The following is a 1189-nucleotide window of genomic DNA, read 5'->3' on the forward strand; positions in this document are numbered from 1 at the left end:
GAAGGTAAGCCGGGTGAGTTGTTCAAGGTCGAAGTCATATTTCACGGCTTCCTGATTGAGTAGTACCAGCAGTGGCTCTGTCACAAGCAGGCTAAAGCCATCCCGGTGAAAAGGAATTGTCATGATGTCTCCTCGTATAGATTCAGTCTTTGAGCCAATCCCAGAGTTTGCTGACGCCATAGGCAGCAACGGCGCCTACTGCAAGAGGAGCTAACAGCGGGGCTGAAGCAATGCCGGTGATCGACACCACCGTCGCAGCGGCACCACTACCGCCAGCAGTCGTGACCAGAGTACTGGCAGCAAGCCCTGCGGTAGCACTGGTGACCGCTTTACCCAGCGTATGGCGAGCCACCTCGGCTGCGACCACCGTGGCAACTGCGGTCTGCAGCAGCTTGGGGGGATGCTGAACCCCTTCAATGCACCAGGTAACAAATTGCTCGCTACTGGCAAATGGCTGGCCTTGTTCACCTTCGCTGAGCCGTGCGTAGGCCCTTGTCAGGCTCTCCTCTCGACAGAACAGGCGCATGGCATGGGGCCTGACCTCGATGGCATTGTGCTGGCTGAATTCAGCCAGGGAGGTCAGCGCCAATTGACCTGAATGATTACCGGCAGGCGTTGGTAGACAGTGAATGACCTGGTCATGGCCAACAAAGATCCCGTGATGGTGGCCTTCAGAGTGCGGTGTTACCAAGTGATCGCCGATAATGAAATGTCGTGTCATGGGGTGATGATCCTCATCAAGGGTTGGAAATGAAAAAGGGCGTCACCGTGATGGTGACACCCTTTGGCTTTATTTTTTCTGAGTGGGCTACTTGCCGCCCACGGTGATCTTCAGTGGTTGATGAAACTCGGGGGTGAAGGTGGAGATGGGGAGCCGGGTAACCTGGTTATGAGCAAAGACTTCGGTCGCCTGAATAATGGCGATGGACTTGGCTTGCTCAACCTGTCCGCAATCAACCTCCGTAAAACCGCCACCATAACGAGTAGCGGAGCTCCCGCCGAAGGATTCCACCTCCAGCGTTGATTCGGCCAGCGCTTTGCCCTTCTTGTCATTAAACTGCAGCGTGATATACAAATGACCGAACTCGTCTGCCCCACCACTATCTAAAGAGAAGTGATATGCACAGACGCCTTGGTTTGCGTAAACGGTGTCGGTGTGCTGGATAGCAAGGTAGCGTTGTTCTTGCGC

The 1189-nt window shown here is 54.8% G+C and carries 2 protein-coding genes; both read right to left on the reverse strand.

The window, feature by feature from the left end; translation table 11 throughout:
• Positions 1-142: 142 nt before the first annotated feature.
• Complete coding sequence (locus ACE1BR_RS23095; protein ID WP_374874411.1) at positions 143-721, reverse strand: hypothetical protein; 579 nt, start codon at positions 719-721, stop codon at positions 143-145.
• Positions 722-808: 87 nt separating this feature from the next.
• Positions 809-1189, reverse strand: a 381-nt coding sequence (locus ACE1BR_RS23100; RefSeq protein WP_374874413.1) for an IrmA family protein, incomplete at its 5' end; no start/stop codon positions are given.

It is taken from the genome of Aeromonas sp. MdU4 (assembly GCF_041929505.1).
Lineage (GTDB): Bacteria > Pseudomonadota > Gammaproteobacteria > Enterobacterales > Aeromonadaceae > Aeromonas.